22 protein-coding genes are annotated in these 25335 nt (G+C 63.1%); 12 read left to right on the top strand and 10 right to left on the bottom strand.

The window, feature by feature from the left end; genetic code table 11:
* Positions 1-7: 7 nt before the first annotated feature.
* On the bottom strand, positions 8-2260 hold the full coding sequence (locus IF103_RS01215; RefSeq protein ID WP_202675809.1) for a heavy metal translocating P-type ATPase: 2253 nt from the start codon (positions 2258-2260) through the stop codon (positions 8-10).
* 83 nt (positions 2261-2343) lie between these two features.
* Here IF103_RS01215 and cadR point away from each other — a divergent pair, with 83 nt between their 5' ends.
* Positions 2344-2787 carry a cadmium resistance transcriptional regulator CadR gene (gene cadR, locus IF103_RS01210; RefSeq protein ID WP_023378164.1) on the top strand — a complete coding sequence of 148 codons (444 nt, stop codon included), beginning with the start codon at positions 2344-2346 and terminating at the stop codon, positions 2785-2787.
* 38 nt (positions 2788-2825) lie between these two features.
* Here the strand turns inward: cadR and IF103_RS01205 are convergent, their stop codons facing one another.
* Genes IF103_RS01205 through IF103_RS01195 form a run of 3 tightly spaced genes read right to left on the bottom strand, consistent with a single transcriptional unit; the run spans position 2826 to position 5454 of the window.
* A complete protein-coding gene (locus tag IF103_RS01205) occupies positions 2826-3797 on the bottom strand; it encodes a thymidylate synthase (RefSeq protein ID WP_023378163.1) in 972 nt (323 codons plus the stop codon).
* Positions 3798-3845: 48 nt separating this feature from the next.
* The gene (lgt, locus tag IF103_RS01200; RefSeq protein ID WP_023378162.1) at positions 3846-4655 is read right to left on the bottom strand and encodes a prolipoprotein diacylglyceryl transferase; all 810 of its coding nucleotides are present in this window, start codon (positions 4653-4655) and stop codon (positions 3846-3848) included.
* Between the two features lie 16 nt (positions 4656-4671).
* Positions 4672-5454, bottom strand: coding sequence for a sulfite exporter TauE/SafE family protein (locus IF103_RS01195; protein WP_023378161.1), 783 nt, complete (start codon positions 5452-5454; stop codon positions 4672-4674).
* A gap of 130 nt (positions 5455-5584) precedes the next feature.
* Between IF103_RS01195 and IF103_RS01190 the strand changes: the two genes are divergently transcribed.
* Complete coding sequence (locus IF103_RS01190) at positions 5585-6331, top strand: NRDE family protein (RefSeq protein ID WP_023378160.1); 747 nt, start codon at positions 5585-5587, stop codon at positions 6329-6331.
* Positions 6332-6400: 69 nt separating this feature from the next.
* Here IF103_RS01190 and ptsP read toward each other — a convergent pair whose 3' ends face one another.
* On the bottom strand, positions 6401-8674 hold the full coding sequence (gene ptsP, locus IF103_RS01185) for a phosphoenolpyruvate--protein phosphotransferase (RefSeq protein ID WP_023378159.1): 2274 nt from the start codon (positions 8672-8674) through the stop codon (positions 6401-6403).
* A 22-nt stretch (positions 8675-8696) separates the two neighbouring features.
* On the bottom strand, positions 8697-9176 hold the full coding sequence (locus tag IF103_RS01180) for an RNA pyrophosphohydrolase (RefSeq protein WP_003249017.1): 480 nt from the start codon (positions 9174-9176) through the stop codon (positions 8697-8699).
* A gap of 140 nt (positions 9177-9316) precedes the next feature.
* Here IF103_RS01180 and IF103_RS01175 point away from each other — a divergent pair, with 140 nt between their 5' ends.
* A complete protein-coding gene (locus tag IF103_RS01175; protein WP_023378158.1) occupies positions 9317-9973 on the top strand; it encodes a histidinol-phosphatase in 657 nt (218 codons plus the stop codon).
* Between the two features lie 67 nt (positions 9974-10040).
* On the opposite strand, the gene IF103_RS01170 is transcribed toward IF103_RS01175, so the two are convergent.
* Entirely contained in the window at positions 10041-10466 is a 426-nt protein-coding gene (locus tag IF103_RS01170) for a DUF2269 domain-containing protein (protein WP_202675808.1), read from the bottom strand.
* Positions 10467-10504: 38 nt separating this feature from the next.
* Positions 10505-12019, bottom strand: a complete 1515-nt coding sequence (ilvA, locus tag IF103_RS01165) for a threonine ammonia-lyase, biosynthetic (RefSeq protein WP_023378156.1) — start codon at positions 12017-12019, stop codon at positions 10505-10507.
* Positions 12020-12151: 132 nt separating this feature from the next.
* On the opposite strand from ilvA, the gene rpiA reads away from it, so the two are divergent.
* From rpiA to IF103_RS01130, 7 genes are all read left to right on the top strand, one after another.
* The gene (gene rpiA, locus IF103_RS01160) at positions 12152-12826 is read left to right on the top strand and encodes a ribose-5-phosphate isomerase RpiA (RefSeq protein WP_023378155.1); all 675 of its coding nucleotides are present in this window, start codon (positions 12152-12154) and stop codon (positions 12824-12826) included.
* A 252-nt stretch (positions 12827-13078) separates the two neighbouring features.
* On the top strand, positions 13079-14320 hold the full coding sequence (locus IF103_RS01155) for an SfnB family sulfur acquisition oxidoreductase (RefSeq protein WP_202675807.1): 1242 nt from the start codon (positions 13079-13081) through the stop codon (positions 14318-14320).
* An 88-nt stretch (positions 14321-14408) separates the two neighbouring features.
* The gene (locus IF103_RS01150; RefSeq protein WP_023378153.1) at positions 14409-15590 is read left to right on the top strand and encodes an SfnB family sulfur acquisition oxidoreductase; all 1182 of its coding nucleotides are present in this window, start codon (positions 14409-14411) and stop codon (positions 15588-15590) included.
* Positions 15590-16978 (top strand): LLM class flavin-dependent oxidoreductase, encoded by a 1389-nt coding sequence (locus tag IF103_RS01145; RefSeq protein WP_027907890.1) that lies wholly within the window; start codon positions 15590-15592, stop codon positions 16976-16978. Before IF103_RS01150 ends, IF103_RS01145 begins: the two co-directional genes overlap by 1 nt.
* Positions 16971-17771, top strand: a complete 801-nt coding sequence (locus IF103_RS01140) for a MetQ/NlpA family ABC transporter substrate-binding protein (RefSeq protein WP_023378151.1) — start codon at positions 16971-16973, stop codon at positions 17769-17771. The genes IF103_RS01145 and IF103_RS01140 overlap by 8 nt, the downstream gene beginning before the upstream one ends.
* A 1-nt stretch (position 17772) precedes the next feature.
* Positions 17773-18882 carry a methionine ABC transporter ATP-binding protein gene (locus tag IF103_RS01135; protein ID WP_202675806.1) on the top strand — a complete coding sequence of 370 codons (1110 nt, stop codon included), beginning with the start codon at positions 17773-17775 and terminating at the stop codon, positions 18880-18882.
* Positions 18872-19516, top strand: coding sequence for a methionine ABC transporter permease (locus IF103_RS01130; protein WP_023378149.1), 645 nt, complete (start codon positions 18872-18874; stop codon positions 19514-19516). The genes IF103_RS01135 and IF103_RS01130 overlap by 11 nt, the downstream gene beginning before the upstream one ends.
* A 51-nt stretch (positions 19517-19567) precedes the next feature.
* Here IF103_RS01130 and dibA read toward each other — a convergent pair whose 3' ends face one another.
* Entirely contained in the window at positions 19568-21463 is a 1896-nt protein-coding gene (gene dibA / locus IF103_RS01125; RefSeq protein WP_041925579.1) for a phosphodiesterase DibA, read from the bottom strand.
* A 143-nt stretch (positions 21464-21606) separates the two neighbouring features.
* Between dibA and desA the strand changes: the two genes are divergently transcribed.
* Together desA and IF103_RS01115 are read left to right on the top strand one after the other, a co-directional pair.
* Positions 21607-22791 (top strand): delta-9 fatty acid desaturase DesA, encoded by a 1185-nt coding sequence (desA, locus tag IF103_RS01120; protein ID WP_023378146.1) that lies wholly within the window; start codon positions 21607-21609, stop codon positions 22789-22791.
* Positions 22792-22932: 141 nt separating this feature from the next.
* Positions 22933-23910 carry a GGDEF domain-containing protein gene (locus IF103_RS01115; protein WP_104882400.1) on the top strand — a complete coding sequence of 326 codons (978 nt, stop codon included), beginning with the start codon at positions 22933-22935 and terminating at the stop codon, positions 23908-23910.
* Positions 23911-23955: 45 nt separating this feature from the next.
* On the opposite strand, the gene IF103_RS01110 is transcribed toward IF103_RS01115, so the two are convergent.
* Positions 23956-25257 carry a response regulator gene (locus tag IF103_RS01110; RefSeq protein WP_023378143.1) on the bottom strand — a complete coding sequence of 434 codons (1302 nt, stop codon included), beginning with the start codon at positions 25255-25257 and terminating at the stop codon, positions 23956-23958.
* Positions 25258-25335 lie beyond the last annotated feature (78 nt).

The following is a 25335-nucleotide window of genomic DNA, read 5'->3' as shown; positions in this document are numbered from 1 at the left end:
ATGTCCTCTATTTGCGCAACAGGCGCAAGCCGTTGAACACCACCAGCAGGCTCACGCCCATGTCGGCGAATACCGCCATCCACAGGGTGGCCATGCCGGCGAAGGTGATCGCCAGGAATATCGCCTTGATGCCTAATGCCAGAACGATGTTCTGCATGAGGATCGCCGCACTGTGGCGCGACAGCCTGACGAAGGCCGGGATTTTCCGCAAGTCATCGTCCATCAGTGCCACATCGGCAGTCTCGATGGCAGTGTCGGTACCGGCTGCCGCCATGGCAAAACCGATCTCGGCGCGGGCCAGGGCCGGGGCGTCGTTGATGCCGTCACCGACCATACCCACCCGATGACCCTGGGCGTACAGCGCTTCGATGGTTTTCAGCTTGTCGGCGGGCAGCAGGTTACCTTCGGCACGGTCTATCCCTACCACGGCGGCGATGGCTTGCGCGGTATGCGGATTGTCACCCGTGAGCATGACAGTCTTGATGCCCAACCCATGCAGCTCTTCGATGGCCTGGCGGCTGCTGTCCTTGACGGTGTCCGCCACGGCGAACAGCGCCAGCGGGCCAGAGCGGTCGAGTAGCAGGACCACGGTCTTGCCCTGGCGTTCCAGCGCATCCAGCTGGGATTCCAACTCGGGCGAACACAGCCCCAGCTCCTCTACCAGGCGGTGGTTGCCCAAGTAGTAGACCTCACCGGCAATGGTGCCTCGCACGCCACGCCCGGCCAGCGCGGCAAAATCATCCACCTCGCTCATGGCCAGGCCTTGCTCCTTGCCGTATTGGGCGATAGCGCGGGAAACCGGGTGGTCAGAGCGCTCGCCCAGGCTGGCGGCCAGGGCTTGTGCGCGGTCTTCGAACGTCGGTTCCAGCACCTTGACGTCGGTCTGCACCGGTTTGCCGTGGGTGATGGTGCCGGTCTTGTCCAGGGCCAGGAAATCCAGATGGCGTCCACCCTCCAGGTAAACGCCGCCCTTGATCAGGATGCCTTTGCGCGCGGCTGCCGCCAGGCCGCTGACGATGGTCACCGGGGTCGAGATGATCAGGGCGCACGGGCAGGCCACCACCAGCAGCACCAGGGCGCGGTAAACCCAGTCGAACCAGGCACCAGCCATGAGCAGCGGAGGGATGAGTGCCACAGCCAAGGCGATGGCAAACACTGCCGGCGTGTAGATACGCGAAAAACGGTCGACAAAACGCTGGGTAGGGGCGCGCGCGCCTTGCGCTTGCTCGACGGCCTTGATGATCCGCGCCAGGGTCGACTGCCCGGCAGCAGCAGTTACCCGGAACTCCAGCGCCCCCGCCTGGTTGATGGTGCCGGCGAACAGCTTGTCGCCCACGGTCTTTTCCACAGGCAGGCTTTCGCCGGTGATCGGTGCTTGATCGACACTGGATCGGCCGCTGGTCACTTCACCGTCCAGGCCGATGCGTTCACCGGGGCGTACCCGAACCCGCGCGCCAAGAGCCACCTCACGCACCGCCACCTCGCGCCACTGGCCATCCGCCTGCTGCACTGTTGCCATGTCCGGAGTCAGTTGCATCAACCCGCCAATGGCATTGCGCGCGCGGTCCAGCGAACGCGCTTCGATCAGCTCGGCGATGGTAAACAGCACCATCACCATGGCAGCTTCGGGCCACTGCCCGATCAGTACGGCGCCCGTCACCGCAATGCTCATCAACGCGTTGATGTTCAAGTTACGGTTTTTCAGGGCGATCCAGCCCTTCTTGTAAGTGCCCAGACCGCAGCCAAGAATGGCTGCCAGCGCCAATGCGACTACTGCCCACTCCGGGGCCAGTGCGCCAAAGTGCACGATTTCGGCGGCGATCGCGGCAATACCTGACAATGCCAGAGGCCACCAGCGGATCTTGGCCGGTTGTGGCGTGGCTGGCGTGGCATCGTCCTGGGCAGCAATCGGCTCGGCCTTCATGCCCAGGCTGTCGATGGCCCGTTCGATGTCGGCTGTTGCACCCAACGTGTGGCGCACACCCAGCACGCGGTTGATCAGGTTGAATTCCAACTGCTCGATACCGGCCAGCTTGCCCAGTTTGTCCTGGATCAGCGTCTGCTCGGTCGGGCAGTCCATGGCCTCGATGCGAAAGCGGCTGAACTGCGCATCATCACTGGCCTTTTCGGTCAATTGCACGAACGCGGGCGCAGCACTGGCGCCGCAGCAGCTGTGAGCATGGGAATCGTGGCAGTGGCTATCGCCACCCTGGCCGTGGGCATGGTCGTGCGTGTGTTCGTGGCTGACAGGCTGGTTCATGAGGTCGTCCTTAAAATGCGCCTGTTGCCAAGTGAACACCCTGTAGCCACTATAGGGTCAAGCCACACGCTGGAGATTTCGTGATGAAGATCGGAGAACTGGCCAAAGCCACCGACTGCGCCGTGGAGACCATCCGCTATTACGAACGAGAGCACTTGCTGCCAGAGCCCGCTCGTACGGACGGCAACTACCGGCTGTACACCCAGGCGCATGTCGAGCGACTGACGTTCATCCGCAACTGCCGTACCTTGGACATGACCCTGGACGAGATCCGCAGCCTGCTAAGCCTTCGCGACAGCCCGGAAGGTTCTTGCGGCAGCGTCAATGCGCTGATCGATGAGCATATCGCGCATGTGCAGGCGCGAATCGATGGCCTGGTGGCGTTGCAAGAACAGTTGGTGGAACTGCGACAGCGCTGCAACGCACAGGGAAACGAATGCGCGATCTTGCAGCAACTGGAAGTGAACGGGGCGGTGTCGGTGCCAGAAACCGAGCATTCGCACGTGGGGCGCAGTCACGGGCACTAGAAGTGCCCGCGAAGAGGCCGGTGCAGACGATGGGGCCGTCAGACTGCCATCGGCGCCGTCATCGGCGCATGATGTTCATACCCTTCCAGCCAGAAATCACTCGGCTCGATCTTCTCCAACCACTCCGGCTCGTACTTGCCGGTCTCGGCGAACGCCGGCACGCGGTCGCTGATGACCAGTCTGGGTGCTTCCAGCGGCTCGCGCTTGAGCTGCTCGTTGAGCATGTCCAAGTGGTTCTCGTACACATGGGCATCACCAATGAAATAGGTGAACCAGCGCGGTGTATAACCGGTCAGGCGGCCGAACAACGACAGCAGGGCCGCGCCCTCGGTGAGGTTGAACGGCGTTCCCAGGCCCAGGTCATTGGAACGAATGTAGAGCGTCAGGGAAATTTCCTTGGTCTCGACATTGGGGTGGAACTGATACAGCAGATGGCACGGCGGCAGGGCCATTTCATCCAGCTGGGCGCAGTTCCAGCCATGGAACAAGATGCGACGGCTGCCCGGGTCGTTGGCGATGGTGTCCAGGCACTGACGCACCTGGTCGATGGCCTTGTACAGGATGACGAACGCCTGGCCCTCTTCCTCGTCCTGGGCGATCCTGCGAAAGCCCTGCTTTTCAGCCATCTCGATCGCTGCCGGGTTGCTCAGCGGAACGCGCTTGTAGCCCGGCCACTTGCGCCATTGCACGCCGTAGATCTCGCCGAGGTCGTCATGCCCCTGGCGGAATGGGTTGGCCAGCCACTGGGCGTTTTCGTTGGCGTTCTGGTCCCAGACCTTGCAGCCCAGCTCGCGGAACTCACCGGCGCTCTTCACGCCACGCAGGAAACCCACCATCTCGCCGATGGCCGACTTGAACGCCAGCTTGCGTGTGGTGATGGCCGGGAAGCCTTTCTGCAGGTCGAACTTGAGCATGGCGCCCGGCAGGCTGATGGTGCGAATACCGGTGCGGTTGCCTTGCAAGGTGCCGTTCTCGATGACGTCACGGACCAGATCTAGATACTGTTTCATGGCTTACCTGTAACAAGAACGGCAGGGGGATCGCCCCTGCCGTGAAAATCAAACGGTGGCCTTGGCCGTCGGTTTACGGTTGTAGGCCCACCAGATCAGGAAGATGCCGCCGGCGATCATCGGCACGCAAAGCAACTGGCCCATGGTCAACCAGCCGAAGGCGATGTAGCCAAGCTGGGCGTCGGGTACCCGCACGAACTCCACGATGAAACGGAAGATACCGTAGAACAGCGCGAACATGCCGGAAACGGCCATGGTCGGGCGCGGCTTGCGCGAGTACAGCCAGAGGATGACGAATAGTGCCACACCTTCGAGGGCGAACTGGTAAAGCTGCGACGGGTGACGCGGCAACTGGGCCGGGTCGCTGAACGGTGGGAACACCATCGCCCAAGGCAGATCGGTGGCCTTGCCCCACAGTTCGGCGTTGATGAAGTTGCCGATACGCCCGGCGCCCAAGCCAATCGGTACCAGCGGGGCGACGAAGTCCATCAGTTCGAAGAACGACTTGTTATTGCGCTTGCCGAACCACAGCGCCGCCAACATCACGCCAATGAAGCCACCATGGAACGACATGCCGCCCTTCCACACCTCGAAGATCAACGTCGGATTGGCCAGGTACTGGTGCAGGTCATAGAACAACACGTAGCCCAGGCGCCCGCCAACGATCACCCCCATCGACAACCAGAACACCAGGTCCGAGAGCTTTTCACGGCTCCAGGTGGGGTCGAAGCGGTTCAGACGGCGCGAAGCCAGCAGCCAGGCGCCGCCGATGCCGATCAGGTACATCAGGCCGTACCAGTGGATTTTCAGCGGCCCGATGGCCACGGCCACGGGGTCTATCTGCGGGTAAGGCAGCATGGAACTTCCTCTCGATTCAAATCAAAAAGCTGAGGCCGACGCAGAACAGCAGTGCTGCGAACAGGCGTTTCAACAAACGTGGCGAAAGCTTGTGCGCCAGACGCGCGCCGTAGCGGGCGAAAAACATGCTGGTGACGGCAATGCCGACCAGTGCCGGCAGGTACACGTAGCCCAGGCTATGGGCCGGCAAATGTTCCTCGCGCCAGCCCAGCCACATGAAGCTCAGGGCGCTGGCCACCGCAATCGGCAGACCACACGCCGAGGAGGTCGCCACTGCCTGTTGCATGGGCAGGCTGCGCCAGGTCAGGAACGGCACGGTCAGCGAACCGCCACCGATGCCGAAAATGGCCGAGGCCCAGCCGATCACACCGCCAGCACCGACCAATGCGGGCTTGCCGGGGATGCCACGGCTGGCCTTGGGTTTCAGGTCCAGGGCCATCTGTACGGCGACGATCAGGGCGAACACACCGATGATCTTCTGCAACTGCGGACCTTGGATGAGCGAAGCCGTCTTGGCACCGATACCGGCCCCGATGAGGATGCCGAGGGTCATCCAGGCAAAAATCGGCCATTGCACCGCGCCTTTACGCTGGTGCTCGAGCACGGCGTTGATCGATGTGAATACGATGGTCGCCAGTGAAGTGCCGACCGCCAGGTGGGTCAGCACCGAGGGGTCGAAGCCCTGCAGGGTGAAGCTGAACACCAGCACCGGCACGATGATGATGCCGCCGCCCACGCCGAACAGCCCGGCCAGCACGCCGGCGCACGCGCCCAACAGCAGATAGAGTACGAACTCCATTCGTCGCCCCCAAGAAAAACAATCCGGCATGGTAACGGAAGCCGGGCTCGGGGCTCTAGTGAAGTCTGTGACAGGATGGATCGACACGGCCGCAATGGGTAGAGTGGCTAAAAACACAGAGGCCCAACCGATGTGCCTGATCGTATTCGCCTGGCGGCCCGGACACCCCCTGCCGCTGATCGTCGCGGCCAACCGTGACGAATTCTATGCCCGTCCCGCACTGGCCCTGGCGGGCTGGGATGATGCGCCCGGCGTGTATGCCGGTCGCGACCTGGAGGCCGGGGGCACCTGGCTGGGCGTGGGACCCCAGGGGCGCTTCGCCGCGCTGACCAACATCCGCGACCCTAGCCAGCCGCTGGGGGCGCGCAGCCGGGGTGAACTGGTGGCGGCGTTTCTGCAGGGTGATCAGGGGCTCGAAGGGTATCTCGACCAAGTCGCCAGCCGCAGCGGGCAGTATTCGGGGTTCAACTTACTGGTCGGTGACGGTCAGCGACTGGGTTACCTGCATGCCCGCGAAGCAGAGCCCCGACTGCTGGCCCCCGGTGTGTATGGGCTGTCCAATGCCGGGCTGGATACGCCATGGCCGAAGCTGGTGAAGGCGCGAAACGGCCTGGAGGCGTTACTGGAATCAGCGGACCCACAACGCATGCTGGCGTTGCTGGCCGATGCCGAACCCGCGGCGGATGGCGAACTGCCTGAGACGGGTGTGGGACTGGCGACCGAGAAGTTGCTGTCGAGTGTGTTCATCGCCAGCCAGAGCTACGGAACACGCGCCAGTACGGTACTGATCGTGGACGATCATGGCAGAAGACGGCTGTTCGAGCGCAGTTTCGGCCCGTTTGGTGGGCATTTGGGGGAAGTTACCCTCGAAGTCTGATGCCTATCGCCAGCAAGCCAGGCCCCGAAGGCCGTTGGAACCGGCTAGCCGGCGATAGGGACACATCAATCAGAGCGCCTTGTTCGGGCCGATCATCCGCGCCAACCCAAGGTTCTTCAGCGCCAGCTGCAACGAGCTGTGGATAACCTGCGGGTTGTCATGACCCATGGCCTCGGTCAGCAGCTCCTTGGCCTTGCTCATGTTGATCTGGCGCAGCATCCACTTCACCTTCGGCAGGTTGGTAGCGTTCATCGACAGGCTGTCGAAGCCCATGGCCATCAACAGGATCGCCGCCGCCGGATCACCGGCCATCTCGCCACAGATACTCACTGGCTTGCCTTCGCCATGGGCGTCGCGCACCACGGTGTTCAACGCCTGCAACACCGCTGGGTGCAGGTAGTCGTAAAGGTCGGCGACACGCGGGTTGTTGCGATCGACCGCCAGCAGGTACTGGGTCAGGTCGTTGGAGCCCACCGACAGGAAGTCCACCTGCCGCGCCAGCTCCTTGGTCTGGTACACCGCAGCAGGGATCTCGACCATCACGCCGACCGGTGGCATCGGTACATCGGTGCCCTCGTCGCGGACCTCGCCCCAGGCCCGGTGGATCAGGTGCAGGGCTTCTTCGAGCTCATGAATGCCCGAGATCATCGGCAGCAGGATGCGCAGGTTGTTCAGGCCCTCGCTGGCCTTGAGCATGGCGCGGGTCTGAACCAGGAAGATCTCCGGGTGGTCGAGCGTGACGCGAATGCCGCGCCAGCCCAGGAACGGGTTCTCTTCCTTGATCGGAAAATATGAAAGGGCCTTGTCACCGCCGATGTCGAGGGTCCGCATGGTCACCGGCAGCGGATGGAACGCCGCCAACTGTTCGCGGTAGATCGCCAGCTGCTCTTTCTCGCTGGGGAAGCGCTGGTTGATCATGAACGGTACTTCGGTACGGTACAGCCCTACACCTTCGGCGCCGCGCTGCTGGGCACGGGCAACATCGGCGAGCAGGCCAGTGTTGACCCACAACGGCATGCGGTGGCCATCGGGGGTCACGCAGGGCAGTTCGCGCAAAGCGTCGAGGCCCTGGGCGAGCTGGCGCTCTTCCTCCACCACATCGCTGTACTGCTTGCGCAGCACGTCGCTGGGGTTGGTGAACACCTCGCCTTTGTAGCCGTCGACGATCATTTCGATGCCGTCGACCTTGGAATACGGCAGGTCGACCAGACCCATCACCGTCGGGATCCCCATGGCCCGAGCCAAGATCGCGACGTGGGAGTTGCCCGAGCCCAGTACCGACACCAACCCTACCAGCTTGCCCTCCGGCACCTCGCCGAGCATGGCCGGGGTCAGCTCTTCACTGACCAGGATGGTATTGTCGGCATAGACCAGCGATTGCGAGCGGGCCTCTTGCAGGTAAGCCAGCAGGCGTCGACCGAGGTCTTTGACGTCGGATGCGCGCTCGCGCAGGTAATCATCGTCCATCAGCTCGAAGCGGCTGACGTGCTCGCCGACCACCTGGCGCAGCGCGCCCTGAGCCCATTGGCCAGTCTTGATGACCTCGGTCACCTCACCGCCAAGGGCGGCGTCTTCGAGCATCATCAGGTAGACGTCGAACAACGCGCGTTCTTCCGGGCGCAGCTGCGTGGCCAGCTTGGCGGACAGCTTGCGCATGTCTTCGCGCACGCCTTCGAGCGCGTTCTGGAACAGATTGAGCTCGGCGTCGATATCGTCGACCGCCTTGTCGGGAACCACTTCGAGGTCAGCGGGCGGCAGCATGACCACGGCACGCCCGACTGCAGCGCCTGGCGAGCCCGGCACGCCGACGAAACGCGCTTCCTGGATACCCTTGCCCTGGCGCCCCAGCCCCCTGATCGAGCCTGTGGCCTCGGCATGGGCAATTACCCCGGCCAGTTGCGCGCTCATGGTGACCAGGAAGGCTTCTTCGCCCTCGTCGAACTGGCGGCGCTCCTTTTGCTGGATCACCAGCACCCCCACCACGCGGCGGTGGTGAATGATTGGCGCGCCGAGGAAGGAGGCGAATTTTTCCTCGCCGGTTTCGGCGAAGTAGCGGTAACGGGGGTGGTCGGCGGCGTTTTCCAGGTTCAGCGGCTCTTCGCGGGTGCCGACCAGGCCGACCAGACCTTCGTTGGGGGCCATGCTGACTTTGCCGATGGAGCGCTTGTTCAAGCCCTCGGTGGCCATCAGCACGAAACGGTTGGTTTCCGGGTCGAGCAGGTAGACCGAGCAGACCTGGCTGCCCATGGCCTCCTTGACGCGCAAGACAATGATACCCAACGCCGTCTTGAGATCTTTGGCGGAGTTCACTTCCTGGACGATCTTGCGCAGCGTATTGAGCATGGCTCGGGGTCGAACTCCGTCGTCAGTCGCGCGTCAGCAGACGCGGTGCTAGCTCTTTCAGGGCGCGTCGGTAGACCTCGCGCTTGAATGTCACCACCTGGCCCAGCGGGTACCAATAACTGACCCAGCGCCAGCCGTCGAACTCTGGCTTGCCGGTCAGGTCCATCCGCACTCGCTGTTCGTTACTCACCAGGCGCAGCAGGAACCACTTCTGCTTCTGGCCGATACACAACGGCTGGCTGTGGGTACGTACCAGGCGTTGGGGTAAACGATAACGCAACCAGCCACGGGTGCAGGCAAGAATTTCCACATCGTCGCGTTCAAGGCCAACTTCTTCGTTCAGCTCGCGGTACAGGGCATCTTCCGGCGTTTCATCAGGGTTGATACCGCCCTGGGGAAATTGCCAGGCATCCTGGTTGATCCGCCGAGCCCATAGCACCTGCCCGGCATCATTCGTGAGAATGATCCCGACGTTAGGGCGAAAACCATCCGGGTCGATCACGGCAGCAACCTCGCAAACGCATGTCACCGCATTGTTCCACAAAGCTCACGAGCGCAGCAACGCGCCCACCAAGCTTATGTGCAGCAAGGTGAAAACTCCGTATTCTGCGGGCTTCCTTGTGGCAGACCTGAGTGACCGCGATGCGCCTGGCTTTATTCGACCTGGACAATACCCTCCTCGGTGGCGACAGCGACCATGCATGGGGCGACTACCTGTGCGAACGGCGCATCCTTGACCCGGTCGCCTACAAACAACGCAATGACGGTTTCTACCAGGACTACCTGGCCGGCACCCTGGACCTGCAGGCGTACCTGGCCTTTTCCATGGAAATCCTCGCTGCCACGGCGCCTGCCCAGCTCGACGAATGGCACCGCGACTTCATGCGCGACTGCATCGAGCCGATCATCCTGCCCAAGGCCGAGGCTCTGCTGCGCCAGCACCGCGAGGCCGGCGACCACCTGCTGATCATCACCGCCACCAACCGGTTCGTCACCGCACCCATCGCCCGCCGCCTGGGTGTACGCACCCTGCTGGCTACCGAATGCGAGATCATCGACGGCCGGTACACCGGGCGCAGTACCGATATACCGTGTTTCCGTGAAGGGAAGGTGACGCGTCTGAAGCGCTGGATGCTGGAGAACGGCTATGACCTGCAGGGCAGCAGCTTCTACAGCGACTCGATGAACGACCTGCCCTTGCTGGAGCAGGTTGAGCGGCCGGTGGCCGTGGACCCGGATCCGAAACTGCGGGCGGAGGCGGAGCGGCGTGGGTGGCAGGTGTTGTCGCTCAGGGATTGAGACCGACAGGGCCGCTATGCGGCCCCTTCGCGACACAAAGCCGCTCCCCCAGCGCAGCGAAGCTGCCTTATATCGGCTTGGCCCCCATCAGCCCGGCGATGGACAGCAAGCACACCCCACTGAATACCGCCAGCGCCAGGGTGAACTTCAAACCCACCACCTCGGCCTTGCGCAGGCGATTCAGACGCACCAGCAACCACCACACGGCAAACGCGCCGAAGGTGTAGATGACGCTGGACGCCAGCAGCCAGGTCTGCCCCAGCGGCCAGCCGACCAGGTGTACCAGCCACCACCCGGTGAACGGCATGCTCACCAAGCACACCCCCATCAGCAGCCAGACGAACACCAACGGCCGGCGCAACAGCTTGCCATACGCCTGGGTATCGCCCTGCCGGCGCGCCACAATGGTCCAGACCGCCAGCCCCAGCGCACCCAGCAACAACAGGGCGGTGGCGACGATGTGCAGGGTCTTGAGCGTTGTCAGGTGTTCCATGTCTTCACGTCCTTGAGCGATAGGTCTAGCTTAGCCGCTCAACCCAGGAACAGCCGGTATGCTGGGTTGTCGGTCTCGTCCCAGTACGGATAACCGATCTTGGCCAAGGCCGCCGGCACCAAATGGCGCTCATCTTCCGGTACCTGCAAACCGGCTACCACGCGTCCATCGGCAGCACCATGGTTACGGTAATGGAACATCGAAATGTTCCAGCGCCCGCCCAGCTTGTTGAGGAAGTTGAACAGCGCACCGGGCCGCTCAGGGAACTCGAAACGCAGCACGATCTCATCGCTGGCGCCTGCCGAATGGCCGCCGACCATATGGCGAATGTGCAGCTTGGCCAGTTCGTTGTCGGTCAGGTCGGTTACCGGGAAACCTTGATCGCTCAAATGCTGCACCAAGGCCGCCCGAGGGTCGTTCTCCGGATGGGTTTGTACGCCCACGAAGATGTGCGCCTCATCGGAAGTGTGGCGACGGTAGTTGAATTCGGTGATCTGGCGTTTGCCAATGGCCTCGCAGAAGGCCTTGAAGCTGCCTGGCCGCTCGGGAATGGTCACGGCGATGATCGCTTCGCGCTTTTCACCCAACTCGGCACGCTCGGCCACGTGGCGCAGACGATCGAAGTTGACGTTAGCGCCCGAATCGATGGCCACCAGGGTCTGGCCGCTCACGCCCTTGAGCTCGACGTACTTCTTGATGCCCGCAACGCCCAATGCGCCAGCAGGTTCGGTGATCGAGCGGGTATCGTCGTAGATATCCTTGATTGCTGCACAGATTTCATCCGTACTGACGGTCACCACCTCGTCCACGTAGTGACGGCAGATGTCGAAGGTATGCTGACCGATCTGGGCTACCGCGACGCCATCGGCGAACAGCCCCACCTGGGGCAGCACCACGCGCTCGCCTGCCGCCATCGCTGCCTGCAGACAGTTGGAGTCGTCCGGCTCGACACCGATCACCTTGATCTCGGGGCGCAGGTACTTCACGTAGGCCGCGATACCGGCGATCAGACCGCCGCCGCCCACAGGCACGAAGATCGCGTCCAGCTGGCCGGGGTGCTGGCGCAGGATTTCCATGGCCACGGTGCCTTGGCCGGCGATGGTGTGCGGGTCATCGTAAGGGTGGATGTAGACGAAGCCCTTCTCGTCCACGAGCTTGAGCGAATAAGCCAGCGCCTCGGGGAACGAATCGCCGTGAAGCACCACCTTGCCGCCCCGCGAACGCACGCCCTCGACCTTGATCTCCGGGGTGGTCTTGGGCATCACGATGGTGGCCTTGATGCCCAGCTCGCGGGCCGCCAGGGCTACACCCTGCGCGTGGTTGCCGGCGGAGGCGGTGACAACGCCACGGGCCAGTTCTTCTGCGCTCAACTGCGCCAGCTTGTTGTACGCCCCGCGGATCTTGAAGGAGAACACCGGCTGCAGGTCTTCACGTTTGAGCAGCACCTGGTTGTTCAGGCGCTTGCTCAGCTGCCCGGCGCTCTGCAGCGGGGTTTCGACCGCAACGTCGTAGACGCGCGAGGTGAGGATCTTCTTGACGTACTGTTCGAGCATCGGGAAAGCATCACTGGCCGCGGGACAAGGGCTGGGAGTCTACCCCAGCGCTACGTCGGGCGACCACAGCAAAGCCGCCCGAGCCGTTATACTAGGCAACTTTGAAACCGCCCTGCCCCTTTCGGAGCCCGCATGACCCAGGACCAACTCAAACAGGCCGTCGCCCAGGCCGCTGTCGACTTCATTCTGCCCAAGCTGGATGAAAAGAGCGTCGTCGGCGTCGGAACCGGTTCGACCGCCAACTTCTTCATTGATGCCCTGGCCCAGCACAAGACCGCCTTCGATGGCGCGGTCGCCAGCTCCGAGGCCACCGCCCAGCGTCTGAAGGGCCATGGTATTCCGGTGTACGAGCTCAACAGCGTCAGCGAACTGGAGTTCTACGTCGACGGCGCCGACGAAAGCGATGCGCACCTGAACCTGATCAAGGGCGGCGGTGCGGCCCTGACCCGCGAGAAGATCGTCGCCGCCGTGGCCAAGACCTTCATCTGCATCGCCGACGCCAGCAAGCTGGTGCCGGTGCTGGGTGCCTTCCCGCTGCCAGTCGAAGTCATCCCAATGGCCCGCAGCCATGTCGCGCGCCAGCTGGTGAAGCTGGGCGGCGACCCGGTGTACCGCGAGGGCGTGGTGACCGACAATGGCAACGTGATCCTGGATGTGCACAACCTGCAGATCACCAACCCGGTAGAGCTGGAGCGCCAGATCAACGCGATCGTCGGCGTCGTCACCAACGGCCTGTTCGCGGCCCGTCCCGCCGACTTGCTGCTGCTGGGCACTGCAGAAGGCGTGAAAAGCCTGAAAGCCGAGTAACAGCTGGGCGGCGCAGGCTCTACGTTCAGGGCCTGCGCCGTCTTCACCCCGCCTTCTATGCATATTCCAAAGAGTTAGTTCATAAACCTCTGATAAGCCATTAGGGTATATATACCGGACCACCGGACCAACAAATGTTTGTCGCGTTCAGCTGAAGCGACGTTTCTATTTTGTGAGGTAAGGAATGGTCAGGGTCACAATCACCCCAGTGCGCAACGCCAGGGCATTGAGTGCAGCCAAGGAGCGGCACTGATGTCCAGCCAGCCAAATACCCAATTTCACAGCGACCTCGACAGCTCGCCACTGCTGCTGCCGGCCAAGGTGCTGCGTACCGACGCCGAAGCTCTGCAAGCCGCCCGTGAACTGGCTGCGATCGCTCGCGAGCAGGCCTCGCGCCGCGATCAGCAACGCAAGCTGCCGTGGGCCGAGATCGAACAGTTCACCCGCAGCGGCCTGGGTAGCATCAGTGTGCCCAAGGCCTATGGCGGCCCGGACGTTTCCTTCGAAACCATCGCCGAGGTATTCCGCCTGATCAGCGCCGCCGACCCGGCTCTGGGGCAGATCCCACAGAACCAGTTCGGCATGCTGCAATTGCTGCGTCTGACCGCCAGCGAAGCCCAGCAGGCGGTGATCTTCCGCAGCGTGCTCTACGGTTGGCGTATCGGTAATGCCGGGCCTGAACGCGGCACCAAGGATACCCTGACCCTCAAGGCCAGGATCACCCGCACAGGTGACGGCTACCGCGTCAGCGGCGAGAAGTTCTATTCCACAGGTGCCCTGTTCGCCCATTGGGTTGCCGTCAAGGCACTGGACGACGAAGGCCGACAGCGCCTGGCATTCGTACGCCGGGGCAGCCCTGGGCTGCGCATCGTCGACGACTGGTCGGGCTTCGGACAGCGCACCACCGCCAGCGGCACCGTGCTGCTCGACGAGGTGCCGGTGGAGGCCGACCTGGTCATCGACAACTGGCGCCAGCGTGACATCCCCAACATTCAAGGGGCTGCGTCGCAACTGATCCAGGCCGCCATCGACGCAGGCATCGCCGAAGCGGCGATCGAAGATGCAATCGCCTTCGTGCGCGATAAATCCCGGCCATGGATCGAAGCCAAGGTCGAGCGCGCCAGCGACGACCCTTATGTGATCGCCGACATCGGCCGCCTGAAACTCGAGCTGCACGCCGCCGAAGCCCTGCTACGCAAGGCGGCCAGAGTGCTTGACGAGGTCAACGCCGGACCGATCGACGCCCAAGCGGCAGCCCGTGCCTCTATCGCCGTGGCCGAGGCCAAGGTACTGACCACCGAGATTTCGCTGCAGGCCAGCGAGAAACTGTTCGAACTGGCCGGCAGCCGCGCCACCCTCGCCGAGTTCAACCTCGACCGCCACTGGCGCAATGCCCGGGTGCACACGCTGCATGACCCGGTGCGCTGGAAGTACCACGCGGTGGGCGCGTACCACCTTAACGGCACCCTGCCTGCACGGCATTCCTGGATCTGATTCGCCCCCCATCGCCGAACCGCCGGTGCCCTGTAGGCGCTGGCTTGTCGCCGATGGCGTGGCACGCGGCTCCACCCCGGAGAACAAAATGACGACATCGATCATCACCAGCGATGCCCAGGCATTGTCCGTCGCTGAAGAAATTGCCCAGAAACTGCGCCAGGACAGCCCCCTGCGCGACCGCGAACGCCGCCTGCCCCACGCCGAGCTCGATCTGTTCAGCCGCTCTGGCCTGTGGGCCATCAGCGTGCCCAAAGCCTTCGGCGGCGCGGGCGTATCCAACGTCACGCTGGCCAAGGTCATCGCCCGAATCGCCCAGGCCGACGCCTCCCTTGGGCAGATCCCGCAAAACCACTTCTACGCCCTGGAAGTGCTGCGCGTGAATGGCAGCACTGAGCAGCAAAGACGCCTTTACGGTGAAGTTCTCAAAGGTCAGCGCTTTGGCAATGCCTTGGCCGAACTGGGTACCAAGACCGCCCACGACCGCACCACTCGCCTCACCCGCGATGGCGAAGGTTTCCGTATCGATGGCCGCAAGTTCTACGCCACTGGTGCGCTTTATGCCCAGCGCATCCCCACCTCGGTCGTCGATGAGCACGGTACTCAGCACCTGGCCTTCGTCCCTGCCAATAGCCGAGGGCTGCAGGTGATCGACGACTGGAGTGGCTTCGGCCAGCGCACCACCGGCAGCGGCTCGGTGGTGTTCGACAACGTGTTCGTGCGCGCCGACGACGTGGTGCCGTTCGACAGCGCCTTCGAGCGGCCGACACCCGTCGGCCCGCTGGCCCAGATTCTTCATGCCGCCATCGACACCGGTATCGCCCGCGCCGCTTATGAGGATGCCCTGCACTTCGTGCGCACCCGCAGCCGGCCCTGGGTCGACTCCGGCCTCGACAAAGCCACTGACGATCCGCTGACCCTGAAAAGCTTCGGTCACCTGGCGATCCGCCTGCACGCCACCGAAGCCCTGCTGGAGCGCGCAGGGGAATACCTCGACCGCGCCCGCGACGACAGCAACGCCGACACCGTCGCCGCTGCGTCGATCGCCGTGGCCGAGGCACGGGCGATCAGCACCGAAATCTCCCTCGCCGCCGGCACCACGCTGTTCGAATTGGCCGGTAGCCAGGCCACCCTCGCCGAACATAACCTCGACCGCCACTGGCGCAATGCCCGGGTTCATACCCTGCATGACCCGGTGCGCTGGAAGTACCACGCCATCGGCAACTACTACCTGAACGACACGAACCCGCCGCGCCGGGGGACCATCTGATGGCCAAGCAGATTCTGCTCAATGCCTTCAACATGAACTGCGTCGGGCATATCAACCACGGGCTGTGGACCCACCCCCGGGATACTTCGACACGCTACAAGACCCTGGAATACTGGACCGACCTGGCGAAGCTGCTCGAACGCGGGCTATTCGACGGATTGTTCATCGCCGACATCGTCGGCACTTACGACATCTATGGCAGTTCGCTGGACCTGACGCTCAAGGAATCCATCCAGCTACCGGTCAACGACCCACTGCTGCTGGTCTCGGCCATGGCCGCGGTGACCCGCCACCTGGGCTTCGGCCTGACCGCCAACCTTACCTACGAGGCGCCGTACCTGTTCGCACGACGCCTCTCGACCCTCGACCACCTGAGCAATGGCCGGGTCGGCTGGAACATCGTCACTGGCTACCTCGACAGCGCCGCCCGCGCCATGGGCCTTGCGCAGCAGCCTGAGCACGACCGCCGGTACGACCAGGCCGATGAATACCTACAGGTGCTGTACAAGCTACTGGAAGGCAGTTGGGACGACGATGCCGTGGTGCAAGACCGCGAACAGCGTATCTACGCCCGGCCAGACAAAGTGCGTAAAGTTCGGCACCAAGGCGAGTTCTACCAGGTCGAGGGATATCACCTGTGCGAGCCTTCGCCGCAGCGCACCCCGGTGCTGTTCCAGGCCGGTAGCTCGCCTCGCGGCCTGGCCTTTGCCGGCAATCATGCCGAATGCGTGTTCATCAGCGGGCAGGACAAGGCCGGCACCCGCGCCCAGGTCGACAAGGTGCGCGCAGCGGCCCAGGTCGCCGGCCGCGCCCCCCAGTCCATCAAGGTGTTCATGGGCATCACCGTGATCGTCGCGCCCACCGAAGACCAGGCGCAGGCCAAGCATGCCGAATACCTGCGCTACGCCAGCCCCGAAGCGGGTGTAGCGCACTTCGCGGCCTCCACCGGGATCGACTTCGCCGCCTATGCGCTGGACCAGCCCATCGGTTTCAGCAAAGGCAATGCCATCCAGTCGGCCACCCGCCAGTTGCAGGAGAACGCCTGGACCCGCCGCCGCCTGTTGCAGCAGCACGCTCTGGGCGGACGCTACGTGACCCTGGTCGGCACTGCCGAACAGGTCGCAGAGCAGCTCATCGCCTGGATCGACGAGACCGGTCTGGATGGTTTCAACCTGACCCGTACCGTCACCCCGGAAAGTTTCGAAGACTTCATCGACCTGGTGGTCCCGCAACTGCAACAACGAGGCCGCTACAAGACTGCCTACGCCGAGGGCACCCTGCGCGAGAAGCTGTTCGACAGCGCTCACCCCTATTTGCCCGACGGCCACCCTGGCTCGAATTACCGCTCAACCGCCCCTGCCCCGACTGGAGTCCTGCACCATGCTTGAGAAACTGTTCCGGCCCGTCGCGGCCATCGCCCTGACCCTTGGCCTGTCCAGCTCGCTGCTCGCCGCCGAGCCTCTGAAGATCGGCACCACCGCAGCCTTCGCGATTCCGTTGGAGGCCGCCGTGGAAGAGGCGCACAAGCAAGGCCTGGAAGTGAAGCTGATCGAGTTCAGCGACTGGATCGCACCCAACGTCAGCCTCAACAGCGGCGACATCGACGTCAATTACTTCCAGCACATCCCTTTCCTGGAGAACGCCAAGGCCGCCGCTGGATTTGACCTGGTGCCGTACGCACCGGGAATCATCAACAACGTCGGGCTGTACTCGAAAAAATACAAAAGCTTCGCCGAACTGCCCGAAGGCGCCAGCGTGGCCATTGCCAATGACCCGATCAACAGCGGACGCGGGTTGCAACTGCTGGCCAAGGCTGGCTTGATCACCCTCAAGCCGGGCGTTGGCTACAAGGCCACCGAAGACGACATCGTCGCCAACCCGAAAAAGCTGAAAATCCTCCAGGTCGAGGCCGTCCAGTTGGTGCGTGCCTATGACGATGCCGACCTGGTCCAGGGCTACCCTGCCTACATCCGCCTGGCCAACAGTTTCGACGCCACTTCGGCACTGCTGTTCGATGGCCTGGAGAACAAGGAATACGTCATCCAGTTCGTCATTCGTCCGCAAACCAAGAACGACCCACGCCTGGCCAAGTTCGTCGACATCTACCAGCACTCGCCGACCGTGCGCGCGGCGCTGAACAAGGCGCACGGCAAGCTCTACCAGGCCGGCTGGGAAGGCTGACATGAGCCAGGCCCGCGCCTTCAAGGCGCCCATCACCGACACCTCGCCACCACCGTCACGCGAGCAGGCCCTGCGCCCGGACGTCAATGAAGCCCACGTGCGCTTCATTGGCCTGGGCAAGACCTACCCCGGCCAGGCGCAACCGGCCTTGCAGGGCATCGACCTGAACATCCGCCGCGGTGAGATCTTCGGCATCATCGGACGCAGTGGCGCAGGCAAGTCCTCACTGCTGCGTACCATCAATCGCCTGGAGCAACCCAGCCAGGGCCGGGTATTGATCGACCAGGTGGACATCGCCCCATTCGACGAGGATCGCCTGGTTGCGCTGCGTCGACGCATCGGCATGATCTTCCAGCACTTCAACCTGATGTCGGCCAAGACCGTGTGGCAGAACGTCGAACTGCCACTGAAGGTGGCCGGCGTGGCCAGGGCCGAGCGCCAGCGCAAAGTACGCGAGTTGCTGGAACTGGTGGGCCTTGGCGAGAAGCATCATGTCTACCCGGCGCAGCTGTCCGGGGGACAAAAGCAGCGGGTCGGCATCGCCCGGGCGCTGGTCCATGACCCCGAGATCCTGCTGTGCGACGAGGCCACCTCGGCGCTGGACCCGGAAACCACGGCCTCGATCCTCGAACTGCTGCGCGACATCAACCTGCGCCTGGGCCTGACGGTGGTGCTGATCACCCATGAGATGACGGTGATCCGTGACATCTGCCATCGCGTGGTGGTGCTCGAACGCGGCGAAGTTGTCGAGCAGGGTGAAGTCTGGAAGGTGTTCGGCTCTCCCCGCCACGAAGTCACACGGACCTTGCTGGCGCCATTGCAGGCCAAGCTTCCCGCAGCGCTGCAGGCCAGTCTCAGGTCGGCCCCGGCCGGACGTAACAGTGCAGTGGTCCTCAAGCTGACCGTCATCGGCGAGCCCGCGCTTTCCGAACTGTTCAATGACCTGGGTGGTCGTGTGCGGTTACTCCAGGGCGGTGTGGAAACCATCGGCGAGCAGGCCTTGGGGCAACTGATCCTGTCGGTGCAGGGTTCGCCGCACGACACTCACCACTTGCTGGAGCGTGCCTGCCTCTGGGCAGAAGACGTGGAGGTGCTGGGCCATGTGGTTTGATCGCTTGCTGGAAGGTTTGCTCGACACGTTGCTGATGGTCGGTGTGTCTTCATTGATCGCGCTGCTGGTAGGGGTGCCCCTGGCGGTGCTGCTGGTCACCAGCGACAAGGGCGGAATCTTCGAGGCGCCGCTGCTGAACCGGGTGACAGGAGCGTTCGTGAACCTGTTCCGCTCGATCCCGTTCCTGATTCTGATGGTCGCACTGATCCCCTTCACCCGCCTGGTGGTCGGCACAACCTATGGCGTGTGGGCAGCCGTGGTGCCACTGACCATCGCTGCTACACCATTCTTCGCCCGTATTGCCGAAGTCAGCCTGCGCGAGGTTGACCATGGCCTGGTGGAAGCAGCCCAGGCCATGGGTTGCCGCCGCTGGCACATCGTCTGGCATGTGCTGCTGCCCGAGGCGTTACCCGGGATCGTCGGCGGATTTACCATTACCCTGGTCACCTTGATCAACTCCTCGGCCATGGCCGGGGCGATCGGCGCTGGCGGACTGGGGGATATCGCCTATCGGTTCGGGTACCAGCGCTTCGACAGCCAGATCATGCTGACCGTCATCGCCTTGCTGGTAGCGTTGGTGGCGTTGATCCAGCTGGGTGGAGATCGGCTGGCGAAAGGGTTGAACAAGCGGTGAGTCTCGCTGGCAAGCCGGCTCCCATAGGGCGCTGGCTTGCCAGCAAAGGGATCAACCCCAGTGCAGATCCCGCGCGGGCACTGGGCGTCCGAACCAGTACCCCTGCCCCAGCTGACACTGCTGTTCGAGCAGGAACCGCGCCTGCTCGGGCTGCTCGATGCCCTCGGCATGCACTTGCATGCCCATGCTGCGGGCCAGGGCGATGATCACCCGGACAATGGCGATGTCATCGTCATCGAGCGGCAGGCCGGCGACGAAGCCTTGGTCGATCTTCAGCTTCTGTACCGGCAGGCGCTTGAGCCGCAGCAGCGATGAGTAACCCGTGCCGAAGTCGTCGATGGCCAGGTTCAGACCGAGCTCACGCAAGCGGTGCAGTTGCTCCAAGGCGACCTCCGGGTCCTCCATCACCGCGCTTTCGGTCACCTCCAGCTCCAGCAAAGCCGGGTTCAGCCCGGTTTCGTGCAGCACCTCGGCCACCTGCCGATACAGGTCGTTCTGGCTGAACAGGCGGCTGGAAATGTTCACCGCGACGAACGCCAACTGCCGCCCTTCGACCTGCCACTGCACCATCTGCCGGCAGGCCTGGTGCAACACCCAGGCATCGATTTCGGCGATCAGCCCCGTGCGCTCGGCAATCGGGATGAACTCGCCTGGCGGTACCAGGCCACGCTGAGGGTGCTGCCAGCGGACCAGTGCCTCGACCCCGACCATTTTCGATGTGAACAGGTCATGCACTGGCTGGAAAAAGACCCGCAGCTCTTGCTCTTCAAGGGCCCGCCGCAACTCGCCGGCGGTTTCCACCCGATGCTGGGCGTGAGCGGTCAACTCTTCGGTATAGAACGCATAGCAGGCCCTGCCGTTGCTCTTGGCCTTGAACAGCGCGGAGTCGGCATTGCGCAACAGCTGCTCTGCGCTCAGCGCATCGTTGGGGAACAGGCTGATACCGACGCTGGCGCTGATGAACAGGCGATGGCCGTCGAAGGTGAACGGTTCGCGCATCCGTTCGATGATGCGCTGAGCCAACTTGCCGGCCTGGCCGACCTGCTGACAGTTTTCGTACAACACGCCGAACTCGTCGCCACCCAGGCGCGCCAGGGTCACGCCATTGCCCAACACTTCGACCAGGCGCTCGCCGACCAGCTTGAGCAACTGATCGCCAATGGTGTGGCCCAGGCCGTCGTTGATGCTCTGGAAGTGGTCCAGGTCCAGCAGCAGCAACGCACAACCGCGCTTGTTGGCCTGGGCGGCACCCAGGGTCTGGGCGGCACGGTCGTTGAACAGCAAACGATTAGGCAGACCGGTGAGCGGATCATGGTGAGCCACGTAGGCAAGCTCCTGCTCGGAATGCTTGATCGCACTGATATCGCTGAACACGGCAACATAATGAGTCAGGTCACCACCATCGTCGCGAATAGCGCAGATCGTCTGCCATTGCGGGTAGATCTCGCCACTTTTTCGCCGGTTCCAGATTTCTCCGCTCCACTCGCCCTTCTGTGCCAAAGTGGCGTATATCTGCTGGTAGAACGGCGCGCCGTGGCGTCCGGACTTGAACTTGCTGGGCCGCTGGCCGAGCACTTCGTCCTGCTGATAGCCGGTAATGCGCATGAACGCACGATTGACGTGCACGATCAGGCCCTGACGATCGGTGACCAACACACCTTCGAGGGTGCTGTCGAACACCGCGGCCGCCATGCGCAAGCGCTCACGGTCCTCGCTGCGCAGGCGGGCGCCCATCCCGATGAAATTGAGCAGGCGGGCGCGGGAGACGAAAATCAGCGCAGCGCTGACCAGCACCCAGAGCACGACGTTGATCTGCCGCCCCACGGTCAACGCCAGCGGGTCTTCAGACATACTGTGCAACACCACCTCGGACATCACCAGCCAGAGGATCGAGAGCACCACGTAGAGCGCAGCCATGCGCAAGGCGTCGCGAACAGAAACAGACATGTCGGGTGCAAAGCCCATGAAAAAGGATGGGGCATTATAAAGGCTGAAACATGTCGTGACTTCCTATCTGAAAGGGTGACTGGTTTTATTTCCCTACCAAGGGATAATCAGGCCCTTCCCTGTTTTCGAGGGTTTCCAAACCTATGTGGTACAACGGCCTGCTCGACTTGTCGGCCTGGCAACTGGTCGCCATCACCTTGCTGATGACCCATGTGACCATCGTCAGCGTCACCGTCTACCTGCACCGCTACTCCGCCCACCGCGCCCTGGAGCTCAACGGTGCGCTCAAGCATTTTTTCCGCTTCTGGCTGTGGCTGACCACGGCGCAGAATACCCGCGAATGGACCGCCGTCCACCGCAAGCACCACGCCAAGTGCGAAACCCCTGAAGACCCGCACAGCCCGGTCTACAAGGGCCTGGGCACCGTGCTGCGCAAAGGTGCGGAGCTCTACCGGGAAGAGGCGCGCAACCCCGAGACCCTGCGCATCTACGGCAAGAACTGCCCGGATGACTGGATCGAGCGCAACCTCTATTCACGCTACAAGCTGGGCGGCATCGCGCTGATGGCCGTCATCGACCTGCTGCTGTTCGGCACCCTCGGCATCACCGTCTGGGCAGTTCAGATGATGTGGATTCCATTCTGGGCCGCAGGCGTGGTGAACGGCCTGGGCCATGCCGTCGGCTACCGCAACTTCGAATGCCGCGACGCCGCCACCAACCTGGTGCCATGGGGCATCGTCATTGGCGGGGAAGAACTGCACAACAATCACCATACCTACCCTAACTCGGCCAAGCTTTCGGTCAGGCGCTGGGAATTCGACATGGGCTGGGCCTGGATCCGCCTGTTCTGCCTGCTGCGCCTGGCCAAGGTACAACGGGTCGCGCCTATCGCCCACCGGGTCGAGGGTAAGGCCAGCCTGGACATGGATACCGCCATGGCCATCCTCAACAACCGCTTCCAGATCATGGCTCAGTACCGCAAGCTGGTGATCGGCCCGCTGGTCAAGCAAGAGCTGGCCAAGGTGGACGCCTCGGTGCGCCACCACTTCCGCCGCGCCAAACGCCTGCTGTCGCGGGAAACCAGCTTGCTGGAAGATCGCCACCACGCGCGCATCGAGTCCATGCTCGCCCATAGCCAGGCCTTGAAGACCATCTACGAGAAGCGCCTGGCCCTGCAGCAGATCTGGGCCCGGACCAGCGCCAACGGCCATGACATGCTTGCCGCCATCAAGGACTGGGTGCATGAGGCCGAGGCCAGTGGTATCCACGCGCTGCACGACTTCGCAGCGCAGCTCAAGACCTACTCCCTGCGCCCTACCGGCGCCTGATAACCGTTGATCGGCACGCCCCATCCAGCGGGGCGTTTGCCTGGAACTTCCCGCCAGCACTTGAACTCAAATCGGCACATCGCCCGCGTGGCAGGCCGGTCTGTGGCCGCACGCTTTCATGTCGAGAACTGCTTCGTGCACATGGCCAAGCCCAACCATTCATCCCAACCACCGGAAGCCGCCCAGACCCTGCTGGCTCTGCTGCATGCGCAAGGTGAAGTCGCCCGCCTCAGCGAGCGTGAGCAGCTCTTCAGCTCGCTGCTCGACAGCGTCAACGCAGTGCTGTGGGCTTTCGACTGGGAAGCCCGTCAAGTGTTGTACGTCAGCCCAGCCTACGAACGCATCTTCGGCCGACCGGCCAGCCTGGTGCTGGCCGACTACAACGAGTGGCGCGACAGCATCTACCCGGATGACCTGGAGCACGCCGAACGCAGTCTGGCCCAGGTGCTGCTCAAAGGCTCGATGGAAGACCGCGAGTATCGGATCATCAATGCCGACGGCCAAGTACGCTGGCTTAGCGACAAGTGCTACATCAATCAGCAGCGTGATGGCGAGCAACGCGTGATCATCGTCGGCATCGCCGAGGACATCACCGAAAAGAAGCAATTGGAAGGCGAACTGCAGCGCCTGGCCACCACTGATGTGCTGACCCAGAGCAGCAATCGCCGGCATTTCTTCGACTGTGCCAACCAGGCCTTCGCCAGTGCCCGCGAGGCTGGCACACCACTGGCCTTCCTGCTGCTGGACATCGACGACTTCAAACAGATCAACGACAGCTACGGCCACCAGGAAGGCGACCAAGTCCTGCAGCGCGTCGCCGATAGCGGCAAAGCCGTTCTACGGCGCGGCGACGTATTCGGGCGTATTGGCGGCGAGGAGTTCGCCGCGGTGTTTCCAGGCTGCACGGCGCAGATGGCGGAGCAGATCGCCGAGCGCCTGCAGCGAGAGATTCAGCGATTGAGCTTCACCCATGGCGATCACACCTATGGCGTGACCATCAGCCAGGGATTGACCGGGCTGACCGATGAAGATGCATCGCTGGACAGCGTATTCGCCCGGGCGGATGCGGCCATGTACCAGGCCAAGCGGCAAGGCAAGAACCAGATAGTGATGGGATGACCCGGCAAGCCACCAGCGCCTGGCCCGTACTGCGACTCCGGTTTGTCAGGCCGGAGACTCTCCCTCGTTGGATGAGGGCTCTTCTTCATCAGCAGTTGCTACAGCCACCTCAACCGTCACGTCCTCCTTCGGCTTCACCTCGGCACTGTCCAACTTGCGCAGCCGGTTCAACTCGGGCAAGCCGACCTTAAGCAGGCGGGCGGTCTTGCTGCTGGCCAGCTTTTCCAGCCCTTGGTCCCCAGGCAACCGCGCCAATTGCCCAGCCAGGTTCATGGCCAGGATCTCCCGCGAGTACACCCCCCCACCCAGTTGGTAGATGGCTGCAATCAGCTCGCGCAGACTCAGCGGCAAGCGCCAACGGGTGCGCAACGCCGAGCCGAACGCCGCACCGAACTCATCAAGCGACTGCTGCACCTGATGTTCGTCCAGTGCGCCTCCCCCCAGTCGCCACTCCTGCAGGCAGCGCAATACAGCCAGGTCGCCCAGGCAATGCAGCAAGCCTGCGCAATAACAGCGCTCTTCATCGAGCTCGAGCATGCGCGCCAAGCTGCGGGCATACTCAGCGCTGTGCAGCGACAGCTTCCAGAAGTGCGTGGCCTGGCTCGCCAGCAACGGGTCGCTCAGGCGCGCGCTGCGCTTGAGCGTCATACCCAGTATCAGGTTCATGCTCTGCGTGCTGCCCAGCTTGTTCAACGCCTGCAACAGGGTTTGCACCGGGGCATCGCGGTGCAGGGCGGCGCTGTTGGCAGCGGCGATCAGCACCGCGGTAATTTGCGGATCGTCACGCACTTCGGCTTCGAGCACCTTCAGGTCCAACCCCTGTGGATTCAGCGCTCGCTTGATCGCAAGCTCCACGTCAGCGAACAGGGGGCCGCCATCAGCGGTGGCACGGCGCTGCTCCAGGAAGGCACTCAGCGTGATACCCGGCTGCAAGGGTTGAACCGGGCAAGCGATCTGTTCGCCAACTTCCAACAGCAACGCTTCCAGGCGCTTGCGCAGGCTATCGAGGTTCAGTGGTTTGCTCAGGTAGGCCGTGGGGTGCAATGGCAAGGCCTCGCGCACACTGGCGCTGTCGCTGCGGTTGCTCATGAGAATGAACGGCAACTCCGGGCCTTTGGCGCGGACCTTGCGCAGCAGGTCAAGACCATCGACACCTGCCAGCTCACGGGCCGCAATGATCAGGTCGGGCTTGCTGGACAGTGCAGTCAGCGCCTGGGCGCCATCGGCGCACACTTGCAGACGAGCATCGCAGCGGACACTGAGCAGCATTTCGCTGAGCATATCGCGCACCCAAGGGTCGCCCTCGGCAATCAATACGCAAGGTGGGGTGGGGTCTGCAGCGTTCATGGCCAACTCCTGAATATCCCTGACACGCAATCCGTTGCAGCTTCCAAGGCAAGTCCTCCGACAAACATAGCGCCACCG

Origin of the sequence: Pseudomonas sp. SK2 (genome assembly GCF_016772395.1) — a bacterium.
GTDB classification, from domain to species: Bacteria; Pseudomonadota; Gammaproteobacteria; order Pseudomonadales; family Pseudomonadaceae; genus Aquipseudomonas; species Aquipseudomonas taiwanensis.
The sequence above is the reverse complement of the archived record's forward strand: the minus strand, read 5'-3'. Positions and strand labels throughout refer to the sequence as shown.

Bases quoted from the DNA above. Each gene is read 5' to 3' on its own strand.
- IF103_RS01215 (WP_202675809.1), bottom strand. From the start codon at position 2,260: ATGAACCAGCCTGTCAGCCACGAACACACGCACGACCATGCCCACGGC.
- cadR (WP_023378164.1), top strand. From the start codon at position 2,344: ATGAAGATCGGAGAACTGGCCAAAGCCACCGACTGCGCCGTGGAGACC.
- IF103_RS01205 (WP_023378163.1), bottom strand. From the start codon at position 3,797: ATGAAACAGTATCTAGATCTGGTCCGTGACGTCATCGAGAACGGCACC.
- lgt (WP_023378162.1), bottom strand. From the start codon at position 4,655: ATGCTGCCTTACCCGCAGATAGACCCCGTGGCCGTGGCCATCGGGCCG.
- IF103_RS01195 (WP_023378161.1), bottom strand. From the start codon at position 5,454: ATGGAGTTCGTACTCTATCTGCTGTTGGGCGCGTGCGCCGGCGTGCTG.
- IF103_RS01190 (WP_023378160.1), top strand. From the start codon at position 5,585: ATGTGCCTGATCGTATTCGCCTGGCGGCCCGGACACCCCCTGCCGCTG.
- ptsP (WP_023378159.1), bottom strand. From the start codon at position 8,674: ATGCTCAATACGCTGCGCAAGATCGTCCAGGAAGTGAACTCCGCCAAA.
- IF103_RS01175 (WP_023378158.1), top strand. From the start codon at position 9,317: ATGCGCCTGGCTTTATTCGACCTGGACAATACCCTCCTCGGTGGCGAC.
- IF103_RS01170 (WP_202675808.1), bottom strand. From the start codon at position 10,466: ATGGAACACCTGACAACGCTCAAGACCCTGCACATCGTCGCCACCGCC.
- ilvA (WP_023378156.1), bottom strand. From the start codon at position 12,019: ATGCTCGAACAGTACGTCAAGAAGATCCTCACCTCGCGCGTCTACGAC.
- rpiA (WP_023378155.1), top strand. From the start codon at position 12,152: ATGACCCAGGACCAACTCAAACAGGCCGTCGCCCAGGCCGCTGTCGAC.
- IF103_RS01155 (WP_202675807.1), top strand. From the start codon at position 13,079: ATGTCCAGCCAGCCAAATACCCAATTTCACAGCGACCTCGACAGCTCG.
- IF103_RS01150 (WP_023378153.1), top strand. From the start codon at position 14,409: ATGACGACATCGATCATCACCAGCGATGCCCAGGCATTGTCCGTCGCT.
- IF103_RS01145 (WP_027907890.1), top strand. From the start codon at position 15,590: ATGGCCAAGCAGATTCTGCTCAATGCCTTCAACATGAACTGCGTCGGG.
- IF103_RS01140 (WP_023378151.1), top strand. From the start codon at position 16,971: ATGCTTGAGAAACTGTTCCGGCCCGTCGCGGCCATCGCCCTGACCCTT.
- IF103_RS01135 (WP_202675806.1), top strand. From the start codon at position 17,773: ATGAGCCAGGCCCGCGCCTTCAAGGCGCCCATCACCGACACCTCGCCA.
- IF103_RS01130 (WP_023378149.1), top strand. From the start codon at position 18,872: ATGTGGTTTGATCGCTTGCTGGAAGGTTTGCTCGACACGTTGCTGATG.
- dibA (WP_041925579.1), bottom strand. From the start codon at position 21,463: ATGTCTGTTTCTGTTCGCGACGCCTTGCGCATGGCTGCGCTCTACGTG.
- desA (WP_023378146.1), top strand. From the start codon at position 21,607: ATGTGGTACAACGGCCTGCTCGACTTGTCGGCCTGGCAACTGGTCGCC.
- IF103_RS01115 (WP_104882400.1), top strand. From the start codon at position 22,933: ATGGCCAAGCCCAACCATTCATCCCAACCACCGGAAGCCGCCCAGACC.
- IF103_RS01110 (WP_023378143.1), bottom strand. From the start codon at position 25,257: ATGAACGCTGCAGACCCCACCCCACCTTGCGTATTGATTGCCGAGGGC.